Origin of the sequence: Paenibacillus sp. FSL K6-3182 (assembly GCF_037976325.1) — a bacterium.
GTDB lineage: Bacteria > Bacillota > Bacilli > Paenibacillales > Paenibacillaceae > Pristimantibacillus.
Map to the genome: position 1 here is coordinate 3,855,209 of NZ_CP150265.1, position 26,292 is coordinate 3,881,500.

Sequence of the window (26,292 nt, forward strand, 5' to 3'; positions counted from 1 at the left end):
ACCGGCAATTGCCACGGAAGGTGTTTATCTTCACGAAGATTAAGGATATTAAGCTAAAACCACTCCTAGTTTTGCATCGACCAGGCTTCTACATCCCATGTTTTGGTAGCCATATCCTCGTAAAATTCCGGTTCATGAGATACAAGCACGACAGTTCCTTTATAAGCCTTAAGAGCACGCTTCAATTCCGCTTTAGCCACAACGTCCAAATGGTTCGTCGGCTCATCGAACAGAATCCAGTTGCTCTCGCGCATCATAAGCTTGCATAGACGAACCTTCGCTTGCTCGCCGCCGCTGAGCTGATTAAGCGAACGTGTAATATGTTCATTTTTCAAGCCACAGCGTGCAAGGGCACCCCGAACCTCTGATTGGGTCATGAAGGAGAACTCATCCCATACATCCTCAAGCGGCGTCATCGTCGGAGCTTTTGCTTCTTGCTCAAAGTAAGCAGGATTTAAATAATCGCCCAGATAGGTTTTGCCGTCAAGCGCTGGAATTACGCCTAAAATGGTTTTGAGTAGTGTAGATTTACCAACGCCGTTGCATCCTACGATAGCAATCTTATCACCACGTTCAATGACCATGTCCATTTTTGGCAGCAGAGGTTTATTGTAGCCAATGACCATGCCTTCTGCTTCAAATACAGTCTTGCCGCTCGTTCTCGATTCTTTAAAGTTAAACGTTGGTTTTGCCGCTTCTTCCGGTTTATCAATACGATCAATACGATCAAGCTGCTTCTCACGGCTTTTGGCACGTCCTGATGTTGAAGCGCGTGCTTTGTTTTTCTGAATAAAATCCTCTTGCTTCTTAATAAAATCCTTTTGTTTCTCGTATGCATCGATGTGCTGCGCCTTGTTCAGATCAGCCATTTCAAGAAATTTATCATAATTGGCCGAATAGCGTGTCAGCTTCGTAAATTCAAGATGGTAAATCACGTTGACCACTTGATTCATAAAGCTCGTTTCATGTGAAATAAGAACAAACGCATGCGGGTAGTTTTTTAAATAGTTAGTTAGCCAATTGATATGCTCTTCATCCAAATAGTTCGTAGGCTCATCGAGCAGTAGAACACCTGGTTTTTCAAGAAGCAGCTTCGCTAGCAGTACCTTTGTCCGCTGACCGCCGCTAAGTGCAGTAACATCACGATCAAGTCCAATCGCATTCAGACCTAGCCCGTTTGCCATCTCATCTACTTTTACATCAATTAAATAGAAATCGCCGATCTCCAGCTCTTCCTGAATCTCACCCATACGTGTAAGCAGCTCATCTAATTTATCTGAATCTGCATCGCCCATTTGAGCTGCAATGTTATTTAGCTCTTCTTCCAATAGCAGCAAAGGTAAAAAAGCATCCTTCAGTACATCACGGATCGTTTTACCTGCTTCAAGCTTCGTATGTTGATCCAAGTAGCCGTAACGAACACGCGGTGTCCATTCGACCTTTCCTTCATCCTTCAACAGTTTGCCTGTTAAAATATTCATCAGTGTTGACTTGCCTGTACCATTCGCACCGACTAGGCCAACATGCTCTCCATCCAACAAACGGAAGGCTACATTTTTAAAAAGCACACGATCTCCGAACGTATGTGATAATTGCTCAACTGTTAACAAACTCATTTGTCTTTATCTCCATTCATATATGAACCATAGTTATAGCTTGTGAAATGTGTCGTTTTGCCCGTATCATTGTACCACAAAAATGGTCATTTTGTGTTCATTTCCTTATAAAGGAGCTGTAAAATGGGCGAAAGCGCATGATTTAATCGTTTATTTAAGCGCGATTCATCCGTTGCCCAGAGCCCTTTCCATTGCAAAGAAAGCAGCGTCTCTTCCGGAAGTCGCGGCACGATGGCTAATGGCTTGTCGGGAAATAAGGAAAGCCATTCATTCCGACCATGGTAGTTCAGATCCTTGTTGGCGATATAAAATAATTTTCCGCCTGTGGCTTTCATTTTTTGCTTCAAGTCCATTAGCAGCTTTAATTCGCTCGCTTGCCACTTAACCACAGCAGGATCACCAATTACAAATAGGAAATGCGACTGCTTCAGCATGGATATAGCATTAGACTCCTTCCAACTGCCAGAGAAATCGAATAGCTGGTACATAGTTGGTGAAGTCCGAAGCATTTGTGCAAAAGCCATAGCATCATATTTAGCATCATCGGATCTTAGTTCAGAATGAAATGAAAACCAATTTACTGCTAAATCATTATGTTTATAGTGGATATAACGTTTATCCTGTGTTAGCTGACCGGACTGTTCATAATTACTGATGCTTTTATGCCCAGATAACCATGCGTGCCATTCAGGCCTAGTATCGTCGTATTCGACTGCTGCTATAGAAGCGCCTTGCCTCCCAAGCAGGACTGCAAGTGCATGCGTCAAAAAGGTAGACCCTGCACCTGAGGATAAAGATAATAAGCCGATCAGCTTCTGATTTAATTGTGTACAGGGTTTGCTTTTTAGTTGATTCCAGAACACCTTATTGTCGCTATCAGGCTCTACAAAAACCTCTAGCGCTTTCTCCGCTTCAGCTATAGTTGCATATCGATATTGGGGATCGGGTTGAAGTAAACGTTTTAGCACAAGCTTAAAGGCTTTCGGAACGTCTGGCTGCAAAGATGTAAATAAAGCAGAATCCGCTGTCCAGCCCGTTTTTTGATGATAAATACTTCCCTCACTAGCCATAAAATACAGCAGCGCACCGAGTCCATAAATGTCCGTTCGCTCATCGCTTTGCCCTGCTCCTGCTTGCTCCGGCGCTGCGAAGCCATACGTTCCAAGCTGAACGGTGTCTTTATCCTTGCCGGTAATATATTGGCGTGAAATACCAAAATCAATTAGCTTCACATTTCCTTTTTTGTCAATCATCACGTTTGAGGGCTTCAAATCACGATGAATAATTGGAGGCGTATGTTCATGCAAGTAACGAATCGCAGAGCATAGCTGTAATCCGATATCAATTATGTTTGTAAAGGTTAGCTGTGCTCCGTTTGAACGAAATAAATCTGTAATCGTGCAGCCTTCAATGTATTCCATTACCAGTGCTTCGAATTGCAGCTCATTCGGAGGGAAGTAGTCGACCATTAAAGGAAGCTGCGGATGCTCCAGCCTCATCATCATTTGTGCTTCTTCTGCATATTTCCGACCGCCTGGCAGCGGTGCAATGACTTTCATAGCTCTTCGTTTACTTGCGAGCTTCAAATCATCAGCGGCGTACACGACTCCCATCCCGCCTCGCCCAAGAATGCCGACAATCCGGTATCGATCCCCCACCACAGATCCCATTGCATATGGCGAAAATATCATTTCCGTACCTTCCATATCGATCCCTCCAGCATAAAATACGAACAAAAAAAGGCATCCCGACGCCGTTTGTAAGTTACAAACCGCATCAGGATGCCTTCCTGATAACCTATCTATTAGTGCTACTTTAACATAAATCTTAAACTTGAAACAAGATGCATTTCTTTAAAAAACACGTTTCTTGGAATTCAACAGCTCCGCCAAAAACGCAAGCACAAGTCCTTGCCCCCAGCCTTGTACACGTTTATGAGCCACTTCACGATAGCCCTGCAAATCATTCATAACTGCTGTTCCGGCTGATACATTCAGCACTGCGCCGTCCTCTGTAATTTGGCTCAAAACACCTTCGATCGAACGCTGAATGTATTTGTTGTATAAGGAACCAAATGCGAATAATCCAGTCGCAATTCCTGCTGAACCCGACGTTTCATGATAGGAGCTATCATCGTTTAAAACCGTGTGCCATAGCCCATTTTCGGATTGCATACGCACTAATGTACTAAGCTGATCTCGCATTGAGCCTTCAATTATCATAAATGAAGGATGCTGAACGGCTATATGCGGCAATGCCTTTGCCATTGTAAGAGCAGCCCAAGAGTTTCCACGTGCCCAGAAAATCGAGGACATATGATTTTTTGCAATATTGTCCCAGCCATGATAGTAAAGGTTCGAAACGGGATCTTGTAAAAAATGCTCATGACCGTGATACTGCTTCAGGCCATCTTCCAAATAATCGTTTCGCCCGAGCAAATGTCCCATACGCACGAGGAAATAACCCGCCATCATCATCGTATCCACCCACGCTTGCTCAGGAAAATTATACGTTTCTGAATTGACCGTGTGCTGGAAAATGCCATCTGCGAATCGTACCGCATCATTTTTTAAGTATTCGGCCATTTGAATGGCGACATCTAAATATTTTTGCTCGTCAGTTGCTTTGTACAATGAAATTAAAGCATGACCTATGGATACTCCATTGACAGATAGCTTCGGCAAGCCGTCTTCCAGCTTCTCATCAATCCATTCCTGCAAAAGCTGAATATAACGTTCATTACCAGTTGCCTCGTACGCTTCCGCAACCCCATAGAAAGCAACACCGCCCGGCCAATCCCAGCTAAAATCCATTCTGAATGTGCGATCTACAACACGATCTATAACGTCCTTAATATGATTTTCGTCAAATTGAAGCTGTGGCATTTCCATCTTCCTCTCCCCTATTTCATTTTGAATGTCTATTTCAAACCGCTGGTGCTGATACCTTCAACAATATACTTCTGGAATGCGAAGAAAATGGCGAGCACCGGTATAAGGCTGACGATTGACATCGCGAACATAGCGCCCCAGTTGGAGACGGTATCGCTGTCGAGAAACATTTTCAGACCCATCGACACTGGATACAAACTTGGACGATTTAAGTATAAAACCGGTCCGAGCAAGTCTTCCCAGCGCCAGTAAAACGAGAAAATTGAAGCGGTAGCCAGAGCTGGAACGACAAGCGGCAAAATAATTCGGAAAAACAAGCGGAACTTCCCGCAGCCATCGATCGTTGCTGCTTCGTCGAGCTCATTCGGAATGGTCCGGATGAACTGAATGAGTAAAAAGATAAAAAACGGAATGCCGAAATATTGCGGGATAACAATAGGTTTAATTGAGTTTAACCAATGGAGCTTCGCAAACAAAATATATTGCGGAACGAGTACAACATCATGGGGAAGCATGAGCGTAACCATCATGATTCCAAACCAAAACGTTTTCCCCACAAAATTAAGTCTTGCAAATCCAAAAGCGATAAATGCAGATGATAATACAGCTCCGATGGTAGAAATAACAACGATTTCTAGAGAATTCATAATAAAATTGCCGAATGACTGACCTGCTATGCCGACCCAGCCTATTTTATAATTTTCCCAAATCCAAGGCTGTGGTATAAGTGAATCAGCCGTTGCGAAGATGAGATTGCTTTGCTTAAATGAACTCATTAACAGCCATAACACCGGGTAAACCATGACTAACGCGAGCGCTGCGACAAATATGTGGTAGATCGGCCACTTCAGCTTTTTGAATGTCATGTTTAATGGCCACCTTTCGACTCGTAATGAACCCATTTTTTAGAGGTGTAGAACAAAATCCCTGTTAGGATAGCGATAATAATGAGCATTACCCACGCCATTGCTGAAGCAAATCCCATATCGAAATAAACGAATGCTTGACGGAACAAGTAAAGGGAATAAAGAAGTGTGCCGTCTAACGGGCCGCCCTCGCCTTTTGAAATAATGTAAGCTGGAACGAAGGTCATAAATGCTCCGATGGTTTGCATGATCGTATTAAACAAAATGATCGGGCTGAGCATTGGCAAAGTAATTTTGAAGAAGCGAACGACTGGACCCGCTCCATCCACATTGGAAGCTTCGTACAATTCTGGCGGTATATTTTTGAGACCTGCTAGAAAAATAAGCATCGACGATCCAAATTGCCAAACGGACAATGTAATGAGCATCCACAGCGCAGCTGCAGGTTCAGCAAACCATCTCACGCTATCTAAACCGAGTGCATTCAGAAAAATGTTTATAACCCCTTCGTCGCCGTAAAGGTTGCGCCACATAATCGATACGGCAACGCTTCCGCCAATAATCGAAGGAAGATAATAAACGGTCCGATATAACCCGATTGCTTTCGAGGCTGTATTCAAGATCATCGCAATAAATAATGCAAAGGCCAATCTAAGCGGTACACCGATAAATACGTATAAAAAAGTTACCTTTAGAGATGCCCAAAACTTCGAGTCATCAAAAAACATCGTCTGGTAATTCTCTAATCCGATAAAGGATGGTGTCGATAAGAGATCATAATCGGTAACCGAGAAATATAACGATGCGACAGCGGGTACTAAGGTGAACAATAAAAATCCGATAACAAATGGACCAATAAAGGTGTAGCCAACCAAGTTGTTTTTAAGTGATAGCGATTTCATCTTATCCAACTCCTATACGAAGTCTAGCGTGCCAAAGCATCTTTATTTATGAAAAAACGATGGTCGATCTAACGACCAACCATCGCTTCTACTCAAACAATATTACTTGTTTTTCTTAAGAATAGCGGTTGCTTCGTCTCTAAACTTCTTAGCTGCGTCTTCTGGTTTAATTTTGTTGTAGTTCATTTGCTCTGCAAGGCTTGTGAGCGATTTGAACACTTCTGCAGAACCGATTGGATCAGCTGGATCCATTGGTGAGCTGTTCGCTTCTGCCCAAGCAACATAGTCGTATACTTGGATTTGTGCTTCAGTAGAAACTGCTTTTAACGCTTCTTTCACTTTAGAGGAAACAGGTACGCCGCGATCGCCTAAAATCAATTTGTTAGCTTCGATATCATTTACGAAGAAGTTGATAAACTTAGCTGCTTCTTCTTTCACTTTTGAATTTTCCGATACGGAGAAGAACATACTTGGCTTAAGGAATAACCCTTTAGTCATGTTTGGACCAGCCATTGGAGCAATTGCTAGCGGACGGTTAGCCACTTGCTGCAATCCAACATATTGGTTCGACCATTGCCATACGCCAATGCCTTGGTTCAATACAAGGTGGCTGTCTTCTGCGCCTTTGATTTGAGCTAGAACGTCTGGTGACGGTACTGCGCCATCGATAACAAGTTTAGCTAGCATTCCGAAGAAATCGGTGAATAGTTGATCATCCTCGTAGCCTAGGCCGTTGCCTTCTGCGTTAAACAACGTTTTATCAAGTGTACGTAGGTAGTAGCCGAAGAACACTTCTGGACGCATACCGTTGTCGAAGAAAATTCCTGCTGCTTTTGCTTTTGCAGCCATTGCTACGTAATCATCCCAAGTGTAGTTTTCAGGAATGGAATCAATGCCTGCTTTTTTCAGTAGTGCTGGATCGTAGTTAAACCCAAGAGCATTTACACCAAGGTTCATACCGTATAGTCCATCGCCTAATTTACCGCCATCAATCGCGTTTTGGCTAATGTCACTTACGTCAATTTGATTGCCGATAAATGGAGTCAAATCAGCCAATTGTTTTCTGCCAGCGTATTGCGAATAGTTTTGCGTATCGATTTGGATGATATCAGGAAGCTCGTTTGCAGCTGCTTGAGGAGCAAGCTTTTTCCAGTAGTCATCATAGTTTGCATATTCCATTTCTATCGTTACATGCGGGTTTTTCGCTTTGTACATCTCAATGACTTTCATTGTGTAATCATGACGCGGCTGTCCGCCCCACCATGCGATACGAAGAGTGACCGGCTTTGCTTCTGCTGGCTCTTCTTTCACTTCGTTTGTTGATTTTGGTGCGTTGGTCGCATTTGTTGGTTTTTCATTGTTTGCGTTTCCGCCGCAAGCGCTTACGAGAACTAGTGCAAAAGCCATGAGCATCAAAAGCATTTTCTTTGGTGCTTTCATTGTGTTACGCCCCTTCCAGACTCTTTAATGTTGTTTACAAGCTTTATTATAGGGTGAATGTCGAATCGTCGGAATTAAAAAAACCGCTTTCTTTGTTAAAAAAACAGAGGTCGCCATTATGGCGACCTTTTGAATTCGGAAGGCGTGGACCCTGTATGTTTTTTAAAAACTTGACTAAAATATTGCGGATTATCGCCAAAACCAAATTTCTCAGCGAGTTCAAAAACCTTCACATCACCTGTTTTCTCGATCTCTTCCATCGCTCGCTCCATCCTTAACCGAACAACGTAATTTGAAAATTTCTCTCCCATTTCCTTCTTAAACAGCTTGCCTACATAATCTGCGTTCATGTATAAGATCTCACTTGCTACCCAGTTGAGCGATAGATCAGGATTGGAAATATGTGCTTCAATTACTTGAATCATCTTCTGAATAATGGCGGAATGCTTATTGGTGTGGGTATGAAAGTTGTTCAAGCATATTTGCTGCGCACATTCGGTGACGAATTGCTGCGTCGTTTTTAGTGTTGTAAATTGATCAAATCCGGCAATCTTAGTTAAATATTCATTGATTTCTTCAGGTTTGCCTTGTCTAACGATAGATATGTAAAGTGGTATGACATAAGATTTCGAGAGATGCATGTCCATGCGGCTGTCGGCAAGCATATCAAAATAGTTTTGCAGCTCATGCTGAACAAACGACCAGTCTCCTGATTTGACATGCATGCAAAGAGGCTCTTCATCATACATGAAAGGCTTAAGCGCCTGATCATCTCCTCTTTCGACATCCTTCTGCGTTATGATGCTTCCTTCGCCTAAATAAAATTGATAATTTAAGCATTCCAGCGTATCACGATACATTTTACGAGCATCGATAATTTGACCCGCATTGCTGACGGCCACCGTAGCATCCAATTTGTAATAGGAAGAAAACGTTTGCTTAATTTCATTCAATTGTGCAAATAAAATGTCTGTGTCGTTAATCTCTTTAATGAGCAACAACACATGTTTTCCTATCGTCGTACTGAGGAGTACCGTCGGTTTACCGAGAACATCCTGAGCGATGTTTTTGACAGCAAACAGATGCTCAAACTCAAAAACACCCTCAATTTGAAATAAAATCAACTGAACCTTTTCATTGTCTACTGTAATATGAAACAGGATGCCATAATCATCCCAATCACGCTGGCCATATGTCTTATTAGTTACAAGCTCCTTAAGAAATTGCTCCTTCGCGTGAGGAAGCACCTTTGAAAGCTCTTTCTGGATATCAAGCATAAAGCTCTCTTGCGTTTGCTGTTTCCTCAGCTCTGTTATCACCTCGGTTAGTGCATCCGTAATCGTATTTTCATTGCATGGCTTAAGCAAATAGTGTTTCACTCCAAATTGCATCGCCGTGCGAGCATAATCAAACTCACTAAAGCCGGAAAGAAGAATAAAAACGATATGCGGGTAGTTTTCGTACACTTTTTCCACCAGCTGCAGCCCGTTCATGCCTGGCATTTTGATATCTGAGATGACGATATCCGGCATATGGCTCTCGATAAAGGCCAAAGCTTCAAGTCCATTGCGCGCCGTTCCTGCCAGTTCTGCCTCATATGCATTCCAGTTTACTGTACGCGATATGCCTTCTACGATGATTCGTTCATCATCCACCAACAAAACCTTATACATGGAAATCCCTCATTTCATAAGGAAGCATCAGCTTCACTTTGGTACCGCCGTTTGGCTTGCTTTCTACCATTAGGCCATATGTTTCGCCATACAGCAGCTTGATGCGGTCTTCGATATTTTTCAAGCCTAAACCGGAGCCTTTCGTCTGCACTTGTCCGCTTAACAGCTTTGTGACAAACTCTTCTTCCATTCCCGGCCCATTATCCTCCACTGAAATAAACCACAGCTCATTTTCCACATAGGCATGTATTTGTATTTTACAGGTGTCAATCATTTGTTCAAGGCCATAATTGATTGCATTCTCAACGAGCGGTTGAAGCGAAAGCTTCGGAATACTGCAGTTAAGCAGCCTGTCCGGGACGTCGATATGGAAATCAAGCCGTTCTTCAAAACGGTATTTCTGAATCGTGACATAGTGATTAATGATGTCCAGTTCCTTGCTAAGCGGGATGAGCGGCTCCTTCAAATTGATGGACGTTCTGAGCAAGGAGCCGAGCGCTTCAACCATCTGAGAAATATGTGTTTGGTTGCTTAGCTTGGCGGACCAGTTGATCGACTCTAATGTGTTGTACAAAAAGTGTGGATTAATTTGAGCTTGCAGCGCTTTAAATTCCGTATCGCGAATCGTAAGCTGCTTCACGTAATTTTCATGAATGAGCTCATTGATTCGTTCAATCATTATTCGGAAGTTTCGATGCATTTGACCAGCTTCATCCATTGCAAGCGCTCTCTCATTCGGCTCCTCGATATATTCAAAATTACCAAGCTGTACTCTTTTCATTTTAGCATTCAAGCGTTCAATAGGCTCTGTAATACCATTTGCGAAGCCAACTGCAATGAGGAGAATGACGATAAATAATATAGCAAAAATAATAATAATCGTATTTTTGACCTTCACGACACGGTCAAAGATGTCATCAAATGGGATCAGCGTATAATAAGTCCAATCGGTATAAGTTGACGCTATATAAGTAACAAAATATTGCTTACCTTCATAACGTATAACTTTGTAGCCCTCATTGCCAGGCAGCGCAGATAAGGACTCCATGGAAAAAGCGGACGCTTCAGGATACACCGCTTCATTGTTTTTCATAATGACCAGCTTCGCGTCGTTGCTGTTCATGCCTTTAGCAAGGTCTCTAAACAGTTTGTTCATATCGATGCGAAGCGCTAAAGTGCCAAGATAGTCTAAGCTCAGCTGCTCAAACGAACGCACCTCTCGCGCAGCAATTAAGGACTTATCGTTGCTGTAGGGGGCAATCCACGTATTTCCTCCCTTTTTCACCGCTGTTGCATTTTTGAACGCATCCAGACGGTCCTGGTAAATCGTTATCGAATTTGCACCAACCGCATATTCATTATCATTTACGTCATACAGCTGGGCGGAAAGCACGTATTTATCAAGCCCGCCGATATTGACCATTCGCTCTTTTACCGTTAATTGCACAACGTAGTTATCATAATCGGACAAACCGCTCTTGATGGATCTCAAATAATGCTGGATCGTAGAATCCGTTGAAAGCATAAAGGTAAGCTTCTCCATCTTTTTCAGCTCATTCTCGATACTGAGAGACGACAAACTGAGCGCTTTGGAAGATTGCTTATATATTTCCTGATCATAAAAATCAAAAGCGTATTGCTGAATAATGATAGCAAGCATAGCAACAACCAGCATGATGACTGATATCAACACAAACATTTTGTGTTTGATACGCAAATTCATATAAAGCGCTTTCAAGCTCTGCATTGGCCAGGTCTCCTTTAAGAGATTACAGCTATTATCGAATTATTATTGGTTAGAAGACATACTCATTCTTTGCTAGGATTGTATGCTGGATTTGAAAAAAGAGCGCCCTCCTATCAACAAGGGGGGCGACTCCTGTTATTTTTTGATCAAATAAAGTGTGATTTCTTCTCTGTTATGGAACAGCTGCTTAGCTTTTTGAAGCTTAAATTCTGTTGAAAGTCTTGAAATCACGTCTCGAATCGTTTGAAGCGGTTTCCGGTGCATCAGCTTAACTGTAATTATGGCAGTTGCACCCTTCGTTAGTGCAGGCTCAAGATCGAGAACGAGCTTACACATCATCATCGGACTCCAGCTCATATCACAGACTAGAAGCTGGAATGAATCGGGATTAAATTTCACTTCAGATGCATTGCGCTTTAAGTACGTTAACGTAGGATACGCCATTAGCGATGGATGCAATTCAGCAGGATCGATGGCTGTAACCCGCAGGCCGCGTTCAAGTAAAAGTGATGTCCAGCCGCCTGGCGCTGCGCCAACATCAAGGGCATTTTGAAACTGTGCGTAATTTAGGTTGAATTCACGTTCTGCTTCAAGCAGCTTAAATTTGGCACGTGAGACTTGTCCTTCTTCGCGTTGAAAACGAACGGCTCCGCCCGGCCAATCCGAGAGCATCTCCGATGGCGATCCAAAACCGACATATAGCTGATTAATCGCAGCATAGATCGCAATAATAACGTCTGGCTGCTGTACAACAGGTTCCGCGTCAATCTCTTCGAGTACCGCATCTATCACCGCTTTTGTATCAGCAGCCGAATACACAAACTCCGATTTCGACGTACGTCTAATATGAACGGCTACCCGTTTATTTTCCAAAGTTAATACAGCATTTCGAACCATGCTAGACAATTGTTCTAAATCATTCGCATTTCCTGTAATTTCAATCGTCCGATCCACCGGCTGCACATGGCGCAAAAAGATCGGCTCCTGCTGATGAATCGCTTGCAGCGTCTCTTCCCGTGTTAGCGGGCTCGTCATTAAAAACACTTCGCCTGCTGCTAGCTGTGTGAAGGCAACGCCCTCAATCAGCCTCCGAAGCTCCTCCATCGCATATGGTGCATAAGTTTGATTAGCTGTTCCGATCCATTGACTCACGTATGTTAAACCTCTTTCGTGTTATATTACCCTAGATCCCTAGAGGGATTTTTTCACCCCTGCCCTCGAGGGTTTACTACCCTGAGCCCTAAACAATTACTACACCAACCCTACAAGCGTTTCGAACCCACCCAAACCCTCCCTTCCAAGGGAGGGCCCCAAGGGTTGCACCCTCTGGACACCCGCAACTCGACTAACGTTGGCGATAATCTGTGCTGGAATGTTTAGTTTACGGATGAGCGCTTTCGTCCCTACGGGATACGCTAGAAGTTTGTTGTCTGTAAATGTAAATCGTGTCTTGATGTGTGAAAGATTGAAGCCTTCGTAAATACAAACATTTACATAGATCAGAGATAAAAAAAAACATAGAAATGCCAGCAAATTAATTACGCAGCATTTTAGTTCTATTTATATTTTTAGTCTTTGTTTGCATTATAACCGAATATGTCACATTTCGTGAAATTATTCGAGTAATTAACTTAAATATTATTTTTGCTAGTTATTATTTGAGTATAGCCATATGAACCATTGTTTTAGCCCATAAATAATGATTAACGGACGATGTTAGTGAAATAGATATAGAAACTAGAACTATTTCAACTAAATGGGCTCAATAAAACTAAATAAGACTAGAATATAGTCTTAAATCAGAGAAAAATAAATTTTATTACTGCTTATTGTAAAATTGAGCACAAATAGAACTAAAAACTAGTCTTAATACCCTCAAACCAATCGAATTACACCAAATAAGTCTAAAAATTAGTCTTATATGTAATTGGCTTAACAATATGTAGTTGATATTATTTATAAAACTGCATCAAAAATAAAAACTGGTCATCTCACACAAAATCCTAGTTGATAATTTAACCTAATGAGACTGTTTATTAAGAAAAGGTGAAAGCCTCTTAGTGAAAGCATGTCCCAAAGGGACAAAAGCGTTAGATACTCTACCCTAACTCGAAAGCAACGATCAAGCTCCCACGTTAGTCCAGCTGCAGGTGTCCAATGAGCGTAACTTTCAAATTCCTTAAAAAATATAGAGTTTGGGTGTGTTCGAAAAGCCCTTGGGGTTCCCCCGCATTAGTGAAAGCGTGTCCCAAAGGGACGAAAGCGTTCGATGCTCTACCCTAACTCTCAAGTGCCGTTCAAGCTTCGACGTTAGTCCAGTTGCGGGTGTCCAGAGGGTGCAACCCTAAGGCCCTACCTTGGAAGAGAGGGTATGGGTGGGTTCGAACCCACCTTGGGGTTCCCCTTCATTAGTGAAAGCGTATCCCAAAGGGACGAAAGCGTTCGATACTCTACCCTAACTCATAAGCGACGGTCAAGCTCCCACGTTAATCCAGTTGCGGGTGTCCAGAGGGTGCAACCCTAGGGCCTTCTCTTGAAATGGAGGGTTTAGGTTGGTTCGAACCCACCTAGGGGTTCCCCATAATTAGTGAAAGCGTGTCCCAAAGGGACGAAAGCGTTCGATGCTCTACCCTAACTCATAAGCGCCGATCAAGCTCCCACGTTAGTCCAGTTGTGGGTGTCCAGAGGGTGCAACCCTTGGGGCCCTCCCTTGGAAGGGAGGGTTTGGGTGGGTTCGAAAAGCCTTTAGGGTCGGGAGTTTTAAAAATCCTCAAAGATTTCACTTTAAAAAACCCTTAAGGGTTTGGGTGTAGTAGACCTGAAGGGTCTGGGTCTAAAAGCCCTTATGGGTTTGGGTGTAAAAAATCCTTAAAGGGTCTGGGTGCATATTATTGCCCAGCTATATTATTAATGAGAGCCTCCGGCATAGGACCATTAAACAGCTTGGTCTCTGCCGGCGCATTCGTTGAAAGCATATGGTACATTTGCATGCGACCAGCGGCACTTGAGGTGTGTAAGTATATTTGGCTTGGATAACGACCCGTTTCAACAATGTGGCGCACGACTTCGTAGCCAGTCGGCTGTGACCAGCCTAGATCGTAATCAAGTGATAAAATATCAATTTCCTCAAGGTCAATCAGCTGCTTGCACTCTTCTGCATTGCTTGCCAATACAAAACCTTTTGGACAAGTGCGATAATCGTCTAAATAAACATGAATCATAAATGAATCCCCCGTTCAACCGATAGACTCAAAGCGCGATTAATCCCTCATCTTGTTGACAAGCAGGACAAGCATACGCTTTGCGGCCAGATACATCGATTTTCTCGATCACAGCACCACAGCGTGAACATGGTTGACCCTCACGCTCGAAGACTTGAAAGTGATTCCGATGTTTTCCAGTTAAGCTATCTCCTTCAAAGAACGGATGCTCTCCCGCTCCTCCTTGTGAAATCGCTTCCTTTAGTACATTATGCATCGCTGCGTATAGGCGTTCCCATGCTTCGTTTTCTAATACTGGAACTTTAGTGTCAGGGCGAATTGCTGCGGCAAAACAAATCTCATCCGCATATGCAGCACCAATTCCAGAAATCACGTTTTGGTCGCTAAGAGCGGTTCTGATTGCTACACGTTTTTTGGCAAATAGTGCAATGAAACGATCCACTGTCACTCTTTTGTCCAATGCATCTGGTCCTAGGCGTCCAAGTTTCCCTTCGACTTCCTTCACAGTCAACAGCTGCAAATCATCTGCACGCAAACCGACTCCATACAATACGGCTTCACCGAAATGCAGTTTCATCTGAACGTTGCGATCAGGTTTGTCAGACTCGCTTCCTCTATACAAATAAGCCCCTTGCCCCAAATGAAGCAATAGACGTTTTCCATTATCCAAGTGCAAAACTAAATGCAAACCTCTTCTTTCAACAAACCATACAACTTTACCAACCACGTCACGCTCAATTTGTTCTTCACTTGCTTGAAAAACTTTACCATTTGTTATCTCGATACCGGTAATTTGGGCGCCAGCGAATTGCTCCGCCAATAAAGCCCGATAATTTTCCAGTTCCGGCAATTCATGCATGAAAGCTCGCTTCCTTCCTATTTTCTTCGTTATAAGTCTTAACAATCTCTATGATCAGATATATAAGAACGAAGCTCTTCTAAATGATTGCAAATGACAGTTGGTTTGCACCCTGCCTGCTCCATATAATACTCGATATTTTGCGCTGTTGTAAGCCCGGTCAGTACAAGAATCGTACCGCATCCAGCAGCTGCTCCAAAAGCGATGTCTGTTGCCAAATTGTCGCCTACTACCCATGTTTCATCAGCGCTTAAGCCAATCGATCTTAATGAATAGCTCATAAGAATGGATGATGGTTTGCCAATGAGTACAGGTTCTTTGCCGCCCGCTGCCTTCAACATAGCTCCAATAGAGCCTGCTCCCGGAATGAGTCCATCACTGGATGGCAGCAGCAAATCAGGATTTGTCATAACGAATTCAGCCCCACTGTGAATATACCGAACGGCCTTCGTTAATCGCTCGTAAGTGAACGAACGGTCAATTCCTTGTAAAACAAAATCCGGTTGTTCCTCTGTGAGAATTAAACCTGCTTCTTGCACGGCCTGTTTTAGTCCAGCCTCACCAACGACAAATACGGATGCACCTGGCTTAATCGAAGCGATATGCTCAGAAGCCGCTTGCGCGGATGTGTATACCTCATCAGCAGCAGCTGGAATACCCATTTTCATTAGCCTTTCAGCAACCTCATCGGGTGTAGAAGAGGAGTTGTTTGTAACAAAGCGATATGGAAGCTTAATCTCTCTCAAATAAGTGATGAGTTCAGCTGCACCAGTAATTTGATGAGTACCGTGATATAACGTTCCGTCAAGATCAATTAATAAGCCGCGCATGGCAGGCAGTCCCGTTGTCATCGTTGTTTTCCTCCCAAGGGTAAACGGCAGTCGCCACTATAGTGGTCAAGCTTACGTTTTCCGTTGAAAGATAAGCTATATAGTTGAGCTGCAGCTGTCTGTTTACGCTTTTATCCCATTTTAAAAAGTAGCTTCTTAATGAACATGTTTGGTTGATTTGCGGCGCAGCCTTGCTATTCGATTACGCAAAGCATCGAGCTCCGCTCTTTTTTTGGCATCGTGCCGAATGAGCTGCGAATGATTCAGTGCATGTTCAAAAGCTGCATTCGCATATCCTAAAGCTGACTCAAAATCTTTGATCTTATGCTCATAATACATGGCAAGCTCAATGCTTGCTTCATGGGCAGCAGATCCAAAATGATTAGAAGAATGAATAATAGCCTTCTGCCACAATAACACAGCACGATCCCAATTTCCAGCCTTCTTGTCCCGCGCGGCAAGCATGACTAGTGTAGAAGGTTTTGAGTTTTCTTCCTTCATGGCCAGATCGAATAAATGATCAGGAAGCTCCATTTTTCCCATACGCTCTAGCCAAAGACCTGTGCGCACCATCTCCTCAGGCTCATCAGGCAACGGAATATACAACTTAATCGTTCCGTTTAACAAATGTCCAAATCGAATCGCTAGACAAGCTAGGGATAACATATCTATTTCGTTATGGCGAAAAACTCCCTCAAGCGGTGCTGGATCTCCATTCGCCAGAAATTGAAAATAAAGCTGAGGAGCGAGTGATCCTGGAACGTCATCCTCCCGGTGAATACCGAGCCGCTCTTCTTCAACATGGCTCAATTTACACGAAACGAGCGTATTACGCCATATCGATCTTGCAGGATGCAAGAAATCAAGATGCTGAGGTTCCCACATTTTTTGGCCAAGTCCATTCATAATAAAACGATTTTGAACAAGTGGCCAATCGAAGGTTTTTCCGTTGTAGGTGGACAAAAAAGTATAATCGTTCAGCTTCCCCATCAAATAATGAAGCATTGCCCGCTCTTCAGCAGGATGCCTGATTAACGCTTGCTCGATGACAAATTGGTCCTTTGACAAATAGCCTATGCCAACCATGAAAGGAACGTTCCCTGCTCCAACGCCTAAACCTGTCGTTTCCAAATCGAGAAACATGATTTGTTCCGCAGATGTTAAAGAATCAGGATGAAATGCTGATAAGGCAGGTGCAGCCTCGTGCAACTCTACTAATGCATGATGACCATGGCGAAAATCTGACGGATAAATGATTTTTCGGAGCAAAAAGCTTCCAATTTCATTCGTAACCAGCTTGACATCGAAGGTCTCCCACACGGGTGAAAGCCATTCTTCATCATCTTCCGGCAGCTGTGCCACCTTCTCTTCAGTGGCAGGAACCACCGCCCCTGGCTGGTTCTCTTCCTCGCGGATGTTTCCCCGCAAACGATTCATTTTATCGCGTAATAAGCTCATCGATTGCCCTCCGCTTCATTAAGAAGATAACATGTTTGCTTTGACACACCAATCTCATGAAGCGGTCCTAGCGGAGCGAGATGAGCGAGCTGCATTTCGTACTTGGCAATATAACCCTTCATAATCATAATGACCTCAACAGATCTAAGCTTGTTTGTTTTGCATGAATTCCATATATTTCAGTGCCAATACAAGACGGACAACCATCTTCGCATGGACATTTTCGGATTAATTTTATTGCAGCTTCTTTTACTTCATCAAACCGTTTATATACGTCCTCGGCTAGTCCAATTCCCCCAGGGTAGTGGTCATATATGAAAATCGTAGGAAGCTGCGTATGCTCGGCTCTGATTTGTGAAACGACATGAATATCATTTCGGTCACACATTACATGAATAGGTACAATATGCCTAAGCACATTCGCTATTCCAAGAAGCAGCTGTTCTAGCGTTTTCGTTTCAATCGCTGGGTCAACCTCTTTCAATTCTATCCAAGTCGCGCTGGTATGCAATTCATCTTCCGGTAGATTCACTTGGCCGTATCCGATATTTTCAAAACTCGTCAATCGAATTTTCTTAAAAAGTGTTGCGAGAAAATTCACGACAACATCTCCATATATTATGGATGAAGATCGCTTGCTCTCTATCCTATCCTCTGCTAATACTTTAAGCTTTACCGCCAGATTGGCATCTGTATAATACTCTACATCGACTTTTCGAACATATGCCTTCTTATGCTCCCAATCCAGCTTTTCAACTTGGAATTGAACACCTTCATGTAAATAAATGGCTTCATCGTGCAAAAGAGTCATAGCGCTAAAACGGTCCATTTCCCCAATGATTCTCACGTTTGCAGTTTCTGACTGGTCGATGATAACTACATTTTCCTGTGCGGCAGAACGTAGACTTACTTCACTAGCTGGGAAAGCCAGATTAGCCCAATAAAACGTATCAGCTGCTTGAGTGAGTACTCGTTCTTCTACCAGATACTCCAATATGTCTACTATTTCTATTGAACCGAATTGTTCTCCCTTTTTAAAAGGCAGCTCATAGGCGGCACAACGAACGTGATCAACTAGAATGAGTAAGTTTTCCGGATTGATTCTAGCGGATTCCGGGGATCGATCAAAGAAGTATTCGGGGTTTTGGACAATATACTGGTCAATAGGCGTATTGCTGGCTACCATTAGTACAAGTGCTTCTCCATGTCGTCTTCCAGCTCGTCCAGCCTGCTGCCATGTACTTGCAACGCTCCCAGGATAACCTGTCATAATACAGACCTGCAGCTGTCCAATGTCTACACCTAGTTCTAAAGCATTTGTGCTGACCACGCCTAATATTTCGCCGTTTCTTAATCCTCTTTCAATTTCTCGTCTTTGATTTGGCAAGTAGCCGCCACGGTAGCCTCGTATGGATTTAGTGCCGATTTCATTTTTAACCAGTTCCTGTATATGGCTTAAAATAATTTCTACTCTTACCCGGCTGCGAGCAAAAACAATCGTCTGTATTTTGTTCGTCAAAAATTCCTTCGCTAACTGATTAACCTCTACAGTAGAGCTTTTTCGTATATTGAGCGGCTTATTTACAATGGGCGGGTTGTAAAAAACAAAATGTTTCCGTCCTCTTGGCGCGCCGTTATCATCAATTAACCGCATAGGATTCCCTGTCAATTGTTCTGCTAGCTCCTTAGGGTTGGCTATTGTGGCAGATGTACAAATAAACAGTGGATTGCTACCATAAAACTTGCATATGCGTTTGAGCCTTCGAATGACATTTGCTACATGACTTCCGAATACGCCTCTATACGTATGAAGCTCGTCAATAACGATATATTTAAGATTGCTAAATAAACTTACCCATTTTGTATGATGTGGAAGGATAGCGGAATGCAGCATATCCGGGTTCGTGATGACTATATGTCCTACATTTCTTACAATCGTTCGAATAGCAGGCGAAGTATCGCCGTCATAGGTAAAGCTTTTAATATCAATTCCCATTTCGTTTATCATTTCAGTTAATTCACTTTTCTGATCTTGTGCAAGAGCTTTCGTTGGGAATAAATATAAAGCTCGACTGCCGTCGTCTTCCGCTATCGCTTGTAACACTGGAAGGTTATAACAAAGCGTTTTTCCAGAAGCGGTCGGAGTTACAGCGACTATATTTTCACCTTTACGTATCGTTTCGTAGGCTGAGTGCTGGTGTGTATATAAATGCTCTATTCCTCTTTTTGCGAAAGCCGATTTAATTCTTGGATCAACGCTTTCTGGCAGAGGTTTTGTTTTTGCCTCTTGAGGCTCTATTTCAGTCCAATTTATAATATTTTCATTGGCTCGTAAATTTTGGATCATTTCTGAAAGTGATTTCTTTTTTATCATTTCTTAGCACCTCACTATACCCTATATATTAGCGAATATCTGTTCCCTTTACTAGTCTTTAGTTCTGGATATACAGTGCCAAAGAAAAACTGGTTGCTTGCCATAGGCTTGTTGACATCCACCTATCAAATTGACACACGAAACAAAAACCAATATAGTAAATTTATATTATAATTAGATGGTTGTTTAAATATCTAACGACTTCAAAAGTCAGCTGGAAAGGACAGCTTACATGTCAATCAATTTAGCCTTTAAGGCACTATCTGACCCTACTCGCAGAAAGATTTTAGAACTATTGCGAGAACGTGACTTAACTGCTGGAGAAATAGCCGACCATTTTCAAATGACTAAGCCCAGCATCTCTCATCATCTTAGCTTGTTAAAGCAAGCAGAGCTTGTATCCGATGAACGGCAAGGCCAGCATATTTATTATTCACTTAACACTGCTGTCTTCCACGACTTAATGGACTGGATGAATTCCTTTCAACAGAGCGAATCCGAAGGGATTGTAGAGAAATGAAAGCAAGTATCTTCTCTTGGATTATTGTTGCCATTGCATTAGTCGCGAGCATCGTAACCTATCCCGATTTACCCGAGCAAATGGCGATTTACTGGGATATGAATATTGAATTCGATGGATTGGCGCATAAAGCATTTACCTTGCTGCTTTTACCAGCATTTATGGTCATCTTAATTGTCATCCTTCCAAAAAAACATGCTTCCCAAAATCAAAAGCCTAATCTTCACACGGTTCAAAATGTAGTCTTGATCAGCTTGCTCGTGCTTCACGGTGTTACCATTGCATCTGGTTACGGACTCATTATTGATATTACCAAAGTCATCATTACTATCATTGGTATTATTTTCACAGTGGCAGGCTTGTATATGCCCCATTTTCAACCAAACAGCTATATTGGCATAAAGACCGTTAATACGCTTGGCAGTGAAGACGTTTGGAAAAAAACACATCGAGCAGCATCCAAATTTTATGTGGTTGGCGGATTGCTGATGATTGTCTCGTCTTTTATTCCAAACCCTTACCAAATGTTCATATTTTTCGGTATTGTTGTCATCATCGTATTAGCGTCTGTATTTCTATCGTTTCACTTTGGCAAAGATAACAAATAAAGCAAAAACGCGAGGAAATCCTCACGTTTTTGCTTTTTTTTATTCTATATGAGTCGCACGTTTTATTTCGATATGTAGAAAATCTGTTGCTGCTGTGACAGGTGAGAAGTGTACGCCAGCCTCTTCTTCAAGCTGTACAAGATCCTCATTGCTATAGCGTCCGCTAAAATGGGTCATCACCAGCCGCTTGGCGTTTGCTTTAACAGCTGTTTCTGCCGCCTCCGCCGTCGTACAATGTCCAAACTCATGTGCTTTCTCTTCCATACCTGCAGCGAAGGTCGCTTCGTGAACGAGCAGATCAGCATCTTTCGCTAAGGTTATAGCATTATCACATGGCTTCGTATCACCAAGCACTGTGATTACTCTCCCGATATAAGTAGGGCCAGTAACATCGTCAGTGTGAATGAGCAATCCGCTCGGAGATGTAACCGACTGCCCTCTTTTTAACGCCCCGTAAAGCGGACCTGCTTCAATTCCATACTCCTTCAGCTTGTGGACGAGCAGCTTGCCGGGCTGATCTTGTTCAGTAACGCGATAGCCGAAGCAAGTCACTCGATGCTCAAGCGGCGCTACCTCAACCTTAAATCGATTATCCTCAAAAACAACACCTTCATTTCCCGTTAATTCGTGGATAATGAGCTCATAATCGAGCTGCGTAGCACTAATCGCAAAGGTTGTCTCAATATAGCTCCTAATCCCAACAGGACCAAAAAGCTGTACAGGTGTGATTCCGCCATCGAAAGAGCGGCTGCTGAGCAAGCCAGGCAGCCCATAAATGTGATCACCGTGCAGATGTGTAATAAATATGTATTCAATCTTATTCAGTTTAAGTGATGTTCTCATAAGCTGATGCTGCGTTGCCTCTCCAGCATCGAATAACAGTAAACTGCACGTTGGCTCAGGAAGTTGAAGCGCCACGGCTGTTACATTGCGATACTTCGAAGGCCTTCCTGCGCCCGTTCCCAAAAACCACATATTCATATTATTATCCACCCCGCTCTTAGCCCTGCGGCCTCGACTTCTGGAATTGAAACGAAGAGCCCTCTTAAGCTCGTCATTACGAACGCTCAAGGGCTCTTTGTTATTATACGCTATAGTTTCTCAACATTAAAATATTGTGCTTCTGGATGAGCGAATACCATTGCAGATACGGATGCCTCTGGCTCCATCATGCAGCCTTCCGTCAATTCGACACCAATATCTTGGGGTCTCATCAAATCGAACAATGGCTCCTGATCCTCAAGGTTTGGACATGCCGGGTATCCGAACGATACACGAATGCCTTGATAACGAGCGCCATGACGCTGTTTCATTGTCATCTCCGCAGGATCTGGATAACCACAGATATCACGCATAATATGGTGGACACGCTCTGCCATTCCTTCTGCAACCTCAAGAGCTACGGACTGAAGTGCATGCGAGCGCAAATAATCGCCGTTATCCTTCCATTCATTCGCAATTTCACGAATGCCGTGTCCAGCGGTTACAACTAGGAAACCAACATAATCCATAACGCCGCTATCCACTGATTTCAAGAAGTCAGATAAGCATAGGTACGGCTCCACCTGTTGACGAGGGAACGTAAACCGCTTAATTTCCTGACGCGGGTCCACTGGGTTGTAAATAATTATATCATTGCCTGAAGACTGCGCAGGGAAGAAACGGTACATACCGTGGGTTTTTATAATGCCATCGGTTGTTCCTTTTTGCAATATTTCATCAACGGTCGCTTTAAGCTGCACTGCTTTTTCATTGCCATCCTTCAATAATTGATCAACATTGCCTTTTAGTCCAAGGTGATGACCAAGCAGCATCTGCATGTTGACATAAGGTATGACATGTGGAAGCGGTACATCACGTAGAATATGCCGATCCAAATCCGGCGGCGTAAATACAGGCGCATCCGGTGAAATTTTGGAACGAACAGCCCGCGTCAATTGTGGCAAAGGTTTCTTCTCTTCTTCGTATACCCCGCCAGACGCTTTAAAAGCGGCCATTTCATCTTCAAGCCGTGATCGATGCTCAGGGTCCATCAGCTTGTTGGCGATATCAAGACCGTCCATTGCATCCTTTGCGTATAGAACAAGTCCATCATATTCTGGACCAATTCTCGTTTTCGTAAATTTCCGTGTCAGCGCCGCACCGCCAACAAGAATCGGTGCATCAATGCCGGCTGTACGCAAATCCTGTGCCGTAATAACCATTTGCTGTGCGGATTTGACTAGCAAACCAGACAAACCGATAGCATCAGCCTTCTCATTGCGATAAGCCTCAATTAATTGCTCAGGCGGCACCTTGATGCCTAGATTTATTATTTTGTAACCGTTGTTTGATAAAATAATTTCGACTAAGTTTTTTCCGATATCATGAACATCGCCTTTGACGGTAGCCAAAATAATTTTACCTTTGACGGAGGATTCATTTTTTTCCATAAATGATTCAAGGTAAGTTACCGAAGCTTTCATCACCTCAGCGCTTTGAAGCACCTCTGCAACGATGAGCTCATTGCCATTGAACAAACGGCCAACTTCCTCCATCCCGCGCATTAGCGGCCCGTTGATGACTTCCATCGCTGTATATTTCTTCAACGCTTCATCCAGATCCGGGATAAGCCCCTCTTTTGTTCCTTCGACTACGTAGGAGCCTAAACGTTCCTCAAGCGATAGATTCGAAATCTTTTCTTTCTTCTCTACCTTCTTGTCACGGAATGCTGCAACGAACGCAGCAAGGGACTCGTCCGTCGTGTTGTAAATTAGCTCTTCAGCCAGTTGACGCTCTTCATCAGGGATCGATGCATAACGCTCCAGCTTCTCTGTATTAACAATGGCATAATCTAGCCCTGCTTTTGTCGCATGGTACAAGTACACCGAATTGAGTACTTCCCTACCTGCATCTGGCAAACCGAAGGAAATGTTGCTCAGACCCAAGATCGTTTTGGCACGCGGGAACTTCTCCTTGATCATCCGAATTCCTTCCAGCGTCTCAACAGCTGAACCGATATATTGCGGATCACCTGAACCAACTGGGAACATATTGGGATCAAAAATAATATCTTCCGGATTCATCTTGTATTTCTGAGTAAGAAGATTGTAGGAACGTTCCGCAACTTCCATCTTCGCTTCACGCGTTACCGCTTGGCCGCGTTCATCGATTAGAATCATAACAACTGCTGCTCCATAACGATGGATTAATGGCAAAATCTTCTCAAACTTGGATTCTCCATCCTCCAAGTTAATGGAGTTAATAATCGCTTTACCTTGCGAATATTTCAGACCCAGCTCAATGATATGATCATAAGTAGAATCCAGCATAAGCGGTGCCTTAATTTTCTTTACCACTTGCGGCAAAAATTGATGTACCGCATACGCTTCATCAATATCGGTATCCTGCAAGTTGATGTCGATGACATGGGCGCCACCCTTCACCTGTGCACGTGCAATTTCAGAAGCCTCATCAAACTTCTCTTCCTTGAGCAGACGTTTGAACTTCCGCGAACCGGATATGTTTGTTCGTTCCCCGATCATGATCGGGCGATTTTCCGGTTCAATAAATACCGTCTCAATACCTGAAACCGCATCTGGATGCTCGCCCATCTTCGTGCGCGGAGCATACTTCGCCATGGTTTCAGCCATCACTCGTATATGGTCAGGAGTTGTTCCACAGCAGCCGCCGGCAATATTCAACCAGCCCTGTTCAGCGAATGCTGACATCTTCTTAGCCAGCGACTCTGGAGATTCGTGATAATGCCCGTTCTCATCCGGCAAGCCTGCATTTGGATAGCAGCTAATTGCAGCGTTTGCGATTTCACTCAGTGTCCGCAGGTGATCCCGCATAAACTCAGGGCCTGTCGCACAGTTGAGTCCGATAGAGATCGGCTTCAAATGCTCTAACGAAATGTAGAAAGATTCGATGGTTTGACCAGCGAGCGTCGTTCCCATCGGCTCAATCGTACCTGAAATCATAATGGGCAGCTCTTTGCCAAGTTTGTCAAAGGCGTTGCGAATACCAATGCTGCCTGCTTTTACATTAAGCGTATCCTGTGAGGTTTCAAGCAATAATGCATCCACATCAGCTTCGATTAAAGCAAGCGCTTGCTCATAATAGCTCTCGACGAGCTCATCGAAAGTTACCCCTCCGGTTACGGATAAAGTTTTGGTCGTTGGACCAAGCGCGCCTGCAACGTAACGAGGCTTGTCTGGCGTGCTGTACTTATCACATGCATCACGCGCTAATTTTGCAGCTGCAAGATTAATCTCTCTCGCTTTTTCAGGAATATCATAATCATCGAGTACTACGCTTGTCGCACCAAATGTATTGGTTTCCAAAATATCTGCGCCAGCCTCAAGGTACTGCTCATGAATAGACTGTATAACGTCAGGACGTGTCAGAACGAGTATTTCATTACAACCGTCCAGCTCCGCTCCACCAAAATCATCTTCAGTTAATCCAGCTTGTTGAATCATCGTGCCCATTGCGCCGTCCAAAATAAGTATGCGCTCCTGAAGCATTTGTTGTATGGTCGGTTTTGACAAAATACTACACCCTTCCCAAAAATCATTAACACATAGTTTATCAGAATACCTGTGTGGTGAAAAGGTAATCCATCGACAATCCATTTGATTTGTTTTATAATCATTATATCATTTAATCTCTATAGGAAAAGAGGGAATGTTCATGGCTGAAATTAGAATTCGCAATACAGAGGAACGGATTCAAGGTGAAGAGGCTGTTCGTGCATTTCTAGAACAGCAAGAGGTGCTCTATGAGCATTGGAATCCAAGCAAGCTAGCAGAAGATTTACAGCAAAAATTCGTTCTCTCCGATGAAGAGAAGCAGCAAATTTTAGCGACATATGACGAAGAAATTAAAGATTTGGCACAGCGTCGTGGATATCAAACTTGGGATATTATCGCATTGTCCGATGCTACGCCTAACTTAGACGAGCTGCTCAAAAAGTTTGAAAATGTACACACGCATACAGAAGATGAAGTTCGTGCGATTACAGCAGGACGCGGCATCTTTATTATAAAAGGTACGGATGATGTTGGTTATTTCGACGTTGAGCTTGAAGCTGGCGATGTCATTTCCGTACCGGAATACAAACCGCACTTCTTTACGCTCATGGATAACCGCCAAATCGTAGCCGTTCGTCTCTTCATTGAAACAGAGGGCTGGATCGCTCATCCGTTTGCTGACGACAAGTTCGCTGCTAATCAGGCCTAATATTAAATCAAAAATAATGCAAGCCCCTCTTCAGCAGCACTAGCTGTCCGCGAGGGGCTTTTTT

The 26,292-nt window shown here is 43.3% G+C and carries 19 protein-coding genes; 3 read left to right on the forward strand and 16 right to left on the reverse strand.

The features are described 5' to 3' along the window. Positions 1-65: 65 nt before the first annotated feature. The 14 genes from MHH56_RS16920 to MHH56_RS16985 all read right to left on the reverse strand — a co-directional run bounded on the left by MHH56_RS16920 (position 66) and on the right by MHH56_RS16985 (position 19,874). A complete protein-coding gene (locus tag MHH56_RS16920) occupies positions 66-1,616 on the reverse strand; it encodes an ABC-F family ATP-binding cassette domain-containing protein (protein WP_339202673.1) in 1,551 nt (516 codons plus the stop codon). A gap of 86 nt (positions 1,617-1,702) precedes the next feature. Further along, positions 1,703-3,322, reverse strand: coding sequence for a serine/threonine-protein kinase (locus MHH56_RS16925; RefSeq protein WP_339202674.1), 1,620 nt, complete (start codon positions 3,320-3,322; stop codon positions 1,703-1,705). Between the two features lie 147 nt (positions 3,323-3,469). Continuing rightward, positions 3,470-4,501, reverse strand: coding sequence for a glycoside hydrolase family 88 protein (locus MHH56_RS16930; protein ID WP_339209626.1), 1,032 nt, complete (start codon positions 4,499-4,501; stop codon positions 3,470-3,472). A 35-nt stretch (positions 4,502-4,536) separates the two neighbouring features. Next, entirely contained in the window at positions 4,537-5,373 is an 837-nt protein-coding gene (locus MHH56_RS16935) for a carbohydrate ABC transporter permease (protein ID WP_076265830.1), read from the reverse strand. A gap of 2 nt (positions 5,374-5,375) precedes the next feature. Next, complete coding sequence (locus MHH56_RS16940; protein WP_076265829.1) at positions 5,376-6,275, reverse strand: sugar ABC transporter permease; 900 nt, start codon at positions 6,273-6,275, stop codon at positions 5,376-5,378. Between the two features lie 102 nt (positions 6,276-6,377). Beyond that, a complete protein-coding gene (locus MHH56_RS16945; RefSeq protein WP_339202676.1) occupies positions 6,378-7,715 on the reverse strand; it encodes an extracellular solute-binding protein in 1,338 nt (445 codons plus the stop codon). Positions 7,716-7,831: 116 nt separating this feature from the next. Then, positions 7,832-9,388 carry a response regulator transcription factor gene (locus MHH56_RS16950; RefSeq protein WP_339202677.1) on the reverse strand — a complete coding sequence of 519 codons (1,557 nt, stop codon included), beginning with the start codon at positions 9,386-9,388 and terminating at the stop codon, positions 7,832-7,834. Next, positions 9,381-11,135 carry a histidine kinase gene (locus MHH56_RS16955; protein ID WP_339202678.1) on the reverse strand — a complete coding sequence of 585 codons (1,755 nt, stop codon included), beginning with the start codon at positions 11,133-11,135 and terminating at the stop codon, positions 9,381-9,383. Before MHH56_RS16955 ends, MHH56_RS16950 begins: the two co-directional genes overlap by 8 nt. A gap of 135 nt (positions 11,136-11,270) precedes the next feature. Further along, a complete protein-coding gene (locus MHH56_RS16960; RefSeq protein ID WP_076265825.1) occupies positions 11,271-12,287 on the reverse strand; it encodes an SAM-dependent methyltransferase in 1,017 nt (338 codons plus the stop codon). Positions 12,288-14,023: 1,736 nt separating this feature from the next. Then, positions 14,024-14,356, reverse strand: a complete 333-nt coding sequence (locus tag MHH56_RS16965; RefSeq protein WP_339202679.1) for a cyclic-phosphate processing receiver domain-containing protein — start codon at positions 14,354-14,356, stop codon at positions 14,024-14,026. Between the two features lie 28 nt (positions 14,357-14,384). Further along, entirely contained in the window at positions 14,385-15,215 is an 831-nt protein-coding gene (locus MHH56_RS16970; RefSeq protein ID WP_339202680.1) for a DNA-formamidopyrimidine glycosylase family protein, read from the reverse strand. A 38-nt stretch (positions 15,216-15,253) separates the two neighbouring features. Next, positions 15,254-16,066: a TIGR01457 family HAD-type hydrolase gene (locus tag MHH56_RS16975; protein WP_339202682.1), complete on the reverse strand. Its 813-nt coding sequence runs from the start codon at positions 16,064-16,066 to the stop codon at positions 15,254-15,256. 135 nt (positions 16,067-16,201) lie between these two features. Continuing rightward, a complete protein-coding gene (locus tag MHH56_RS16980) occupies positions 16,202-17,503 on the reverse strand; it encodes a ribonuclease H-like domain-containing protein (protein ID WP_339202684.1) in 1,302 nt (433 codons plus the stop codon). Between the two features lie 124 nt (positions 17,504-17,627). After that, complete coding sequence (locus tag MHH56_RS16985) at positions 17,628-19,874, reverse strand: DEAD/DEAH box helicase (protein WP_339209627.1); 2,247 nt, start codon at positions 19,872-19,874, stop codon at positions 17,628-17,630. A 235-nt stretch (positions 19,875-20,109) separates the two neighbouring features. Here MHH56_RS16985 and MHH56_RS16990 point away from each other — a divergent pair, with 235 nt between their 5' ends. Next, complete coding sequence (locus tag MHH56_RS16990; protein ID WP_339202685.1) at positions 20,110-20,397, forward strand: autorepressor SdpR family transcription factor; 288 nt, start codon at positions 20,110-20,112, stop codon at positions 20,395-20,397. Further along, complete coding sequence (locus MHH56_RS16995) at positions 20,394-21,005, forward strand: SdpI family protein (RefSeq protein WP_076265819.1); 612 nt, start codon at positions 20,394-20,396, stop codon at positions 21,003-21,005. The genes MHH56_RS16990 and MHH56_RS16995 overlap by 4 nt, the downstream gene beginning before the upstream one ends. 39 nt (positions 21,006-21,044) lie before the next feature. Here the strand turns inward: MHH56_RS16995 and rnz are convergent, their stop codons facing one another. Continuing rightward, a complete protein-coding gene (gene rnz / locus MHH56_RS17000; RefSeq protein ID WP_339202687.1) occupies positions 21,045-21,986 on the reverse strand; it encodes a ribonuclease Z in 942 nt (313 codons plus the stop codon). 110 nt (positions 21,987-22,096) lie between these two features. Next, positions 22,097-25,537 carry a methionine synthase gene (gene metH, locus MHH56_RS17005; RefSeq protein ID WP_339202688.1) on the reverse strand — a complete coding sequence of 1,147 codons (3,441 nt, stop codon included), beginning with the start codon at positions 25,535-25,537 and terminating at the stop codon, positions 22,097-22,099. A 142-nt stretch (positions 25,538-25,679) separates the two neighbouring features. Here metH and MHH56_RS17010 point away from each other — a divergent pair, with 142 nt between their 5' ends. After that, positions 25,680-26,228: an acireductone dioxygenase gene (locus MHH56_RS17010; RefSeq protein ID WP_076265816.1), complete on the forward strand. Its 549-nt coding sequence runs from the start codon at positions 25,680-25,682 to the stop codon at positions 26,226-26,228. Positions 26,229-26,292 lie beyond the last annotated feature (64 nt).

Excerpts from the sequence above, each read along its gene's own strand:
- MHH56_RS16920 (WP_339202673.1), bottom strand. The coding sequence starts at position 1,616 with ATGAGTTTGTTAACAGTTGAGCAATTATCACATACGTTCGGAGATCGT.
- MHH56_RS16925 (WP_339202674.1), bottom strand. The coding sequence starts at position 3,322 with ATGGAAGGTACGGAAATGATATTTTCGCCATATGCAATGGGATCTGTG.
- MHH56_RS16930 (WP_339209626.1), bottom strand. The coding sequence starts at position 4,501 with ATGCCACAGCTTCAATTTGACGAAAATCATATTAAGGACGTTATAGAT.
- MHH56_RS16935 (WP_076265830.1), bottom strand. The coding sequence starts at position 5,373 with ATGACATTCAAAAAGCTGAAGTGGCCGATCTACCACATATTTGTCGCA.
- MHH56_RS16940 (WP_076265829.1), bottom strand. The coding sequence starts at position 6,275 with ATGAAATCGCTATCACTTAAAAACAACTTGGTTGGCTACACCTTTATT.
- MHH56_RS16945 (WP_339202676.1), bottom strand. The coding sequence starts at position 7,715 with ATGAAAGCACCAAAGAAAATGCTTTTGATGCTCATGGCTTTTGCACTA.
- MHH56_RS16950 (WP_339202677.1), bottom strand. The coding sequence starts at position 9,388 with ATGTATAAGGTTTTGTTGGTGGATGATGAACGAATCATCGTAGAAGGC.
- MHH56_RS16955 (WP_339202678.1), bottom strand. The coding sequence starts at position 11,135 with ATGCAGAGCTTGAAAGCGCTTTATATGAATTTGCGTATCAAACACAAA.
- MHH56_RS16965 (WP_339202679.1), bottom strand. The coding sequence starts at position 14,356 with ATGATTCATGTTTATTTAGACGATTATCGCACTTGTCCAAAAGGTTTT.
- MHH56_RS16970 (WP_339202680.1), bottom strand. The coding sequence starts at position 15,215 with ATGCATGAATTGCCGGAACTGGAAAATTATCGGGCTTTATTGGCGGAG.
- MHH56_RS16975 (WP_339202682.1), bottom strand. The coding sequence starts at position 16,066 with ATGACAACGGGACTGCCTGCCATGCGCGGCTTATTAATTGATCTTGAC.
- MHH56_RS16980 (WP_339202684.1), bottom strand. The coding sequence starts at position 17,503 with ATGAGCTTATTACGCGATAAAATGAATCGTTTGCGGGGAAACATCCGC.
- MHH56_RS16990 (WP_339202685.1), top strand. The coding sequence starts at position 20,110 with ATGTCAATCAATTTAGCCTTTAAGGCACTATCTGACCCTACTCGCAGA.
- MHH56_RS16995 (WP_076265819.1), top strand. The coding sequence starts at position 20,394 with ATGAAAGCAAGTATCTTCTCTTGGATTATTGTTGCCATTGCATTAGTC.
- rnz (WP_339202687.1), bottom strand. The coding sequence starts at position 21,986 with ATGAATATGTGGTTTTTGGGAACGGGCGCAGGAAGGCCTTCGAAGTAT.
- MHH56_RS17010 (WP_076265816.1), top strand. The coding sequence starts at position 25,680 with ATGGCTGAAATTAGAATTCGCAATACAGAGGAACGGATTCAAGGTGAA.